We start from the raw sequence: 6,537 nt of genomic DNA, 5'->3' as shown, positions 1-6,537 counted from the left end.
CTTTAACTGATCGGCATTAGTCGCTTAGGCGGCTCTTTTTGTATGTAAATTTCATGGCTTACTTTGTTACGCAAGGAAGTTGTCATTCCCTATAGCGAGGAGTGAGCGTAGTAGGGAATCTTGTTTAGTTAGGCTCGCGTAGTTTTAGATCCCCAACTCAGTCGTTCCTCTTTCTTGAGGATGACGTATTTAGGGACTATGTGAGTTCAGCGTTTTATTAAGGAACACCATCAATGAAAAGAATCCATATCGTAGCGGGTATTATCTTCAATCAAGATAAGTCACAGGTCTTTATCACTAAGCGTCCAGATGACAAGCACAAAGGTGGCTTCTGGGAATTTCCAGGTGGCAAGGTTGAAGAGGGCGAAACTATTGAGCAAGCGATGACTCGCGAGCTTGATGAAGAGGTCGGTATCAAGGTGACCGAGCAGTCTCTGTTTGAGCATCTTGAATTTGATTACACGGATAAGTCACTTAAGTTCGATTTCATTCTCGTGACTGATTTTGAAGAGCAGCCTTATGGTAAAGAAGGTCAGCAAGGTGAATGGGTAAGCCTAGAATCATTGAATCAATACGCCTTCCCAGAGGCAAATGTGCCAATTTTAGAGCGAGTAATAAAAGAGTTTTCGTAATTGCTAGCCTGAGTTTGAGATTGTTGTTAGTTTAAAGAGATTAATCGATTGAACGTTGCTGCAAGAGATAAGTGGCAACGGTAACCAAAACAATGGAGATATTCGCAGTGGTAAGAATTGCAATTGCAGGAGCAGCGGGCCGCATGGGCCGCAACTTGGTGAAAGCCGCTCATCATAATTCAGAAGCAAGTGTTGGAGCTGGTTCAGAGCGTCCAGAGTCATCTTTGGTCGGCGTAGATGTCGGCGAGTTATGCGGTGAAGGTCGTTTTGATGTTGCTTTAGTCGATGATTTGTCTAAAGCCATCGAAGAGTTTGATGTGATTGTCGATTTTACTGCCCCTGTTAGCACATTAGCGAATATTGAACTTTGTAAACGTCACGGTAAAAAACTGATCATCGGTACAACGGGCTTCTCTGAAGAAGAGAAGCAGGTGATTGATGCTGCTTCAAAAGAGATGGCTATCGTAATGGCACCTAACTACAGCGTTGGTGTGAACCTGGTCTTTAAGCTGCTAGAGAAGGCCGCTAAAGTGATGGGCGATTACTGTGATGTCGAGATCGTTGAGGCTCATCACCGTCATAAAGTCGATGCACCGTCAGGTACTGCGATTGGTATGGGCGAAGCTATTGCGGGTGCTATGGGCAACGAGCTGAACGATGTAGCTGTATGGTCACGCGAGGGTATTACTGGCGAGCGCACTAAAGATGAAATTGGTTTCGCGACGATTCGTGCCGGTGACATTATTGGTGAACACACCGCTATGTTTGCTGATATCGGTGAACGAGTGGAAATTACCCATAAAGCCACTGATCGAATGACCTTTGCTAATGGCGCAATCAAGGCCGCGGTTTGGTTAAATGATAAACCAGCAGGCTTTTATACCATGACGGATGTGCTTGGTTTGAATGACCTATAAATAGATATTTATGCGCTGGCAATTGCCGGCGCTTTCTTTATTTGGTGCCTTTTCCTTAGTAATCTCACTTCTCCGATCTTCCTTCTACTTTCTTCTTATCGCCTTTTTGACTCTATTTCTATGCTGTTTATGTGGTCTTTAGTATGTTTTTTGTTTTAGATCTTTAAATTGTCATGTTTTCTCTTGGTATTTATCGATTGCGTTTTGTTGCTGATATTTTTATCACTCTATGGTTGGCTAAAATGAGGGGTGAAAATTAGAAAATCGTAATATTCGAGCTAAATGCGCATGAAAGTTGAACTTTTGGAGCTTTGAGGGGGTAAATTGAATTAGTCCTTACAAATGTTTAATTTCTTTTGAGTTAAATGTTGACACGTATCACGCAGATCACTAAAATACCGCCAATTTGTCTAATTTCCATAAACACGCAGTTTTTGGTGTTGCAGGAAGGTAGATTTGCAAATTAAATCAATTTTAATGCATTTTTATTTCTGGAGGTTGTCTTGAAGAAGTCAGCACTACTCGTCCTAGAAGATGGGACAGTATTTCACGGTGAAGCCATTGGCGCTGTAGGTTCTGCAGTTGGTGAAGTCGTTTTTAATACCTCGATGACGGGGTACCAAGAAATCCTCACTGATCCTTCCTATTCTCAACAAATCGTTACCCTTACTTACCCTCACATTGGCAATACCGGAACCAATTCCGAAGACGAAGAATCTTCTTCAATCCACGCTCAAGGCCTTGTGATTCGCGATCTCCCTCTAATCGCTTCTAACTTCCGTAATGAACAATCCCTTTCTGATTACCTTAAGTCGCAAAACGTTGTTGGTATCGCTGATATTGATACTCGTAAGTTGACGCGTATTCTTCGTGAAAAAGGCGCACAGAACGGTTGTATTGTAGCTGGCTCTTCAGTAAACGACGGAAACCTAGACGAAGCTTTGGCTCTAGCTAAAGCAAAAGAATTCCCTGGCCTGAAAGGTATGGACCTTGCGAAAGAAGTTACAACAAAAGAAGCGTATCAATGGAAACAAGGTTCGTGGACGCTTACGGGTGGACTTCCTGAAGCGAAAGCAGACTCAGAATTGCCATACCACGTTGTTGCTTATGACTTCGGTGCAAAACGAAACATCCTACGAATGCTTGTTGACCGCGGCTGCCGCCTAACGGTTGTTCCTGCTGAGACTTCAGCTGAAGAAGTACTTGCTCTGAACCCAGACGGTGTTTTCCTTTCAAACGGCCCTGGTGACCCAGAACCATGTACTTACGCAATTGAAGCGACAAAAGTGTTCCTAGAAAAAGGCTTACCAATCTTCGGTATCTGTCTAGGTCACCAGATTCTTGCTCTTGCGTCAGGCGCTAAGACAGTGAAGATGAAGTTTGGTCACCACGGTGCAAACCACCCGGTTAAAGATTTAGATCGTGATGTTGTGATGATTACTTCGCAAAACCACGGCTTTGCTGCTGACGAAGAAACCCTTCCAGAGACACTACGTGCAACGCACAAATCACTATTTGATGGTTCTCTACAAGGTATTCACCGTACAGACAAACCAGCATTCAGCTTCCAAGGTCACCCTGAAGCAAGCCCAGGTCCAGAAGACGCAGCGCCGTTATTCGACCACTTTATTGAACTAATCAAACAGCACACAGCGTAATTCGGAGTAGTAGACAATGCCAAAACGTACTGACATTAAAAGTATTCTTATTCTAGGTGCTGGCCCGATCGTTATCGGCCAAGCATGTGAGTTCGATTACTCTGGTGCTCAAGCTTGTAAAGCGCTTCGCGAAGAAGGTTACCGAGTTATTCTTGTGAACTCGAACCCAGCGACAATCATGACTGACCCAGATATGGCAGATGCAACTTACATCGAGCCTATCCAATGGGAAGTTGTGCGTAACATCATCGCTAAAGAGAAGCCTGATGCAGTTCTACCTACTATGGGTGGCCAAACTGCATTGAACTGTGCTCTAGACCTAGAAAAGCACGGCGTTCTTGAAGAGTTCGGTGTTGAAATGATTGGTGCAACGGCTGACGCTATCGATAAAGCAGAAGACCGTTCACGCTTCGATAAAGCAATGAAAGCAATTGGCCTTGAGTGTCCAACTGCTGATACAGCGAAAACGATGGAAGAAGCTTACAAAGTTTTAGACATGGTTGGCTTCCCTTGTATCATTCGTCCATCGTTCACGATGGGTGGTACTGGTGGCGGTATCGCTTACAACAAAGAAGAATTTGAAGAAATCTGTCGTCGTGGTTTGGATCTATCTCCAACTAATGAACTTCTTATCGATGAATCACTTATCGGTTGGAAAGAGTACGAGATGGAAGTGGTTCGTGACAAAAACGACAACTGCATCATCGTATGTGCGATTGAAAACTTCGACCCAATGGGTATTCACACAGGTGACTCAATCACTGTGGCTCCAGCTCAAACGCTGACAGATAAAGAATACCAACTAATGCGTAACGCATCTCTAGCAGTACTGCGTGAGATTGGTGTTGAAACAGGTGGTTCAAACGTACAGTTTGGTATCAACCCGAAAGATGGCCGTATGGTTATCATCGAGATGAACCCACGTGTATCTCGCTCTTCTGCACTAGCATCTAAAGCAACAGGTTTCCCAATCGCTAAGATTGCAGCGAAACTGGCTGTTGGTTTCACGCTAGACGAGCTAATGAATGACATCACTGGCGGCGCAACTCCAGCATCATTCGAACCAACAATCGACTACGTAGTAACTAAGATTCCTCGTTTTAACTTCGAGAAGTTTGCAGGTGCTAACGACCGCCTAACGACGCAAATGAAGTCGGTTGGTGAAGTTATGGCCATCGGCCGTAACCAACAAGAATCTCTACAAAAAGCACTTCGCGGCCTAGAAGTTGGCGCGACTGGTTTTGACGAAATGGTAGACCTAGACGCACCAGATGCTCTAACGACTATCCGTCACGAACTTAAAGAAGCTGGCGCAGAGCGTATTTGGTACATCGCTGACGCATTCCGTGCTGGTATGTCGGTAGATGGTGTATTCAACCTAACGCAAATCGACCGTTGGTTCCTAGTTCAAATCGAAGACATCGTTAAGCTAGAGCAAGAACTTAAAGCGAAAGGCTTTGCTGGTCTAAATAAAGACGAGCTAAACAAGCTTAAGCGTAAAGGTTTTGCTGATGCGCGCCTATCTAAGATTCTAGGTGTAGCGGAAAGCGAAATCCGTCGTCTACGTGACCAATACGATATCCACCCGGTATACAAGCGTGTAGATACGTGTGCAGCTGAGTTCTCTTCAGATACGGCTTACATGTACTCATCTTACGATGACGAGTGTGAAGCAAACCCAACAGACAAAGAAAAAATCATGATTCTAGGCGGCGGTCCAAACCGTATCGGCCAAGGCATTGAATTTGACTACTGTTGTGTACACGCATCACTAGCGCTACGTGAAGATGGCTACGAAACTATCATGGTTAACTGTAACCCTGAGACAGTTTCTACAGACTACGATACGTCTGACCGTCTGTACTTCGAACCAGTAACTCTGGAAGACGTACTAGCAATCGCTCGTGTTGAGAAGCCAAAAGGCGTTATCGTTCAGTACGGTGGTCAAACGCCACTTAAACTGGCACGTGCTCTTGAAGCTGCTGGCGTACCAATCATCGGTACTAGCCCAGACGCAATCGACCGTGCAGAAGACCGTGAGCGTTTCCAAGTTGCTGTAGACCGTCTAGGCCTACTTCAACCAGAAAACGCGACAGTAACAACAATGGAGCAAGCGGTAGAGAAATCTCGTGAAATCGGCTTCCCACTTGTTGTACGTCCTTCTTACGTACTTGGTGGTCGTGCGATGGAAATCGTATACGACGAGCAAGACCTACGTCGCTACTTCAACGAAGCAGTTAGCGTATCCAACGAATCTCCAGTACTACTTGATAGCTTCCTAGATGACGCTGTTGAAGTAGACGTAGATGCGATTTGTGACGGTGAGCGCGTTGTAATCGGCGGTATTATGGAGCACATCGAGCAAGCGGGTGTTCACTCTGGTGACTCAGCATGTTCTCTTCCTGCATACACGCTAAGCCAAGAAATCCAAGACGTAATGCGCGAGCAAGTTGAAAAGCTAGCGTTCGAGTTGGGTGTTCGTGGTCTGATGAACACGCAGTTTGCTGTTAAGAACAATGAAGTGTACCTAATCGAGGTTAACCCTCGTGCAGCACGTACGGTTCCATTCGTATCTAAAGCAACTGGTGCGCCAATCGCTAAGATTGCCGCTCGTGTAATGGCGGGTCAATCTCTAGAGTCTCAAGGCTTTACGAAAGAAATCATCCCACCTTACTACTCAGTGAAAGAAGTTGTACTTCCATTCAACAAGTTCCCTGGTGTTGACCCACTGTTAGGCCCAGAAATGCGCTCTACTGGTGAAGTTATGGGTGTTGGTGCGACGTTCGCAGAAGCATACTCTAAAGCTGAATTGGGTTGTGGTAACATCTACCCAGAAGGCGGTCGTGCACTTCTTTCTGTTCGCGAAGGCGACAAAGAGCGTGTTGTTGACCTAGCATCTAAACTATCTAAGCTTGGTTACCAGCTAGACGCAACTCACGGTACTGCGGTTATCCTTGGCGAAGCGGGCATCAACCCACGTCTAGTAAACAAGGTACACGAAGGTCGTCCTCACATTCTTGACCGTATCAAGAACAACGAGTATACGTACATCGTGAACACTGCAGCTGGCCGTCAAGCGATTGAAGATTCTAAAGTTCTTCGTCGTGGTGCACTTGCTGAGAAAGTTAACTACACGACTACGCTAAATGCTGCATTCGCGACTTGTATGGCGCACACTGCAGACGCGAAAACGTCAGTAACTTCAGTTCAAGAGCTACACGCTCAGGTTAAAGCTTCTCAAGCTTAATCGCCTAAAGTGTATCGCTGATATGCGGATATAAATGCTCAAAGCCCACTCCTCGGAGTGGGCTTTTTTATGGTGCGCCGAGC

Annotated in this window: 4 protein-coding genes; all 4 read left to right on the top strand. The window is 45.4% G+C overall.

Features of this window, described 5'->3' with window-relative positions; genetic code table 11:
- Positions 1-233 precede the first annotated feature (233 nt).
- A complete protein-coding gene (gene mutT, locus AB4583_RS21160) occupies positions 234-632 on the top strand; it encodes an 8-oxo-dGTP diphosphatase MutT (RefSeq protein WP_017062897.1) in 399 nt (132 codons plus the stop codon).
- Positions 633-724: 92 nt separating this feature from the next.
- Positions 725-1,549, top strand: a complete 825-nt coding sequence (dapB, locus tag AB4583_RS21155; RefSeq protein ID WP_020628676.1) for a 4-hydroxy-tetrahydrodipicolinate reductase — start codon at positions 725-727, stop codon at positions 1,547-1,549.
- Between the two features lie 503 nt (positions 1,550-2,052).
- Entirely contained in the window at positions 2,053-3,207 is a 1,155-nt protein-coding gene (gene carA / locus AB4583_RS21150) for a glutamine-hydrolyzing carbamoyl-phosphate synthase small subunit (protein ID WP_010434758.1), read from the top strand.
- Between the two features lie 16 nt (positions 3,208-3,223).
- A complete protein-coding gene (gene carB / locus AB4583_RS21145; protein ID WP_017059294.1) occupies positions 3,224-6,454 on the top strand; it encodes a carbamoyl-phosphate synthase large subunit in 3,231 nt (1,076 codons plus the stop codon).
- Positions 6,455-6,537: the final 83 nt, after the last annotated feature.

This window comes from Vibrio sp. 10N.222.49.C12, from assembly GCF_041475025.1.
Lineage (GTDB): Bacteria > Pseudomonadota > Gammaproteobacteria > Enterobacterales > Vibrionaceae > Vibrio > Vibrio crassostreae_C.
Note: the sequence above shows the minus strand (reverse complement) of the source record. Positions and strands in the feature narration are given on the sequence as shown.

Bases quoted from the DNA above. Each gene is read 5' to 3' on its own strand.
- dapB (WP_020628676.1), top strand. From the start codon at position 725: ATGGAGATATTCGCAGTGGTAAGAATTGCAATTGCAGGAGCAGCGGGC.
- mutT (WP_017062897.1), top strand. From the start codon at position 234: ATGAAAAGAATCCATATCGTAGCGGGTATTATCTTCAATCAAGATAAG.
- carB (WP_017059294.1), top strand. From the start codon at position 3,224: ATGCCAAAACGTACTGACATTAAAAGTATTCTTATTCTAGGTGCTGGC.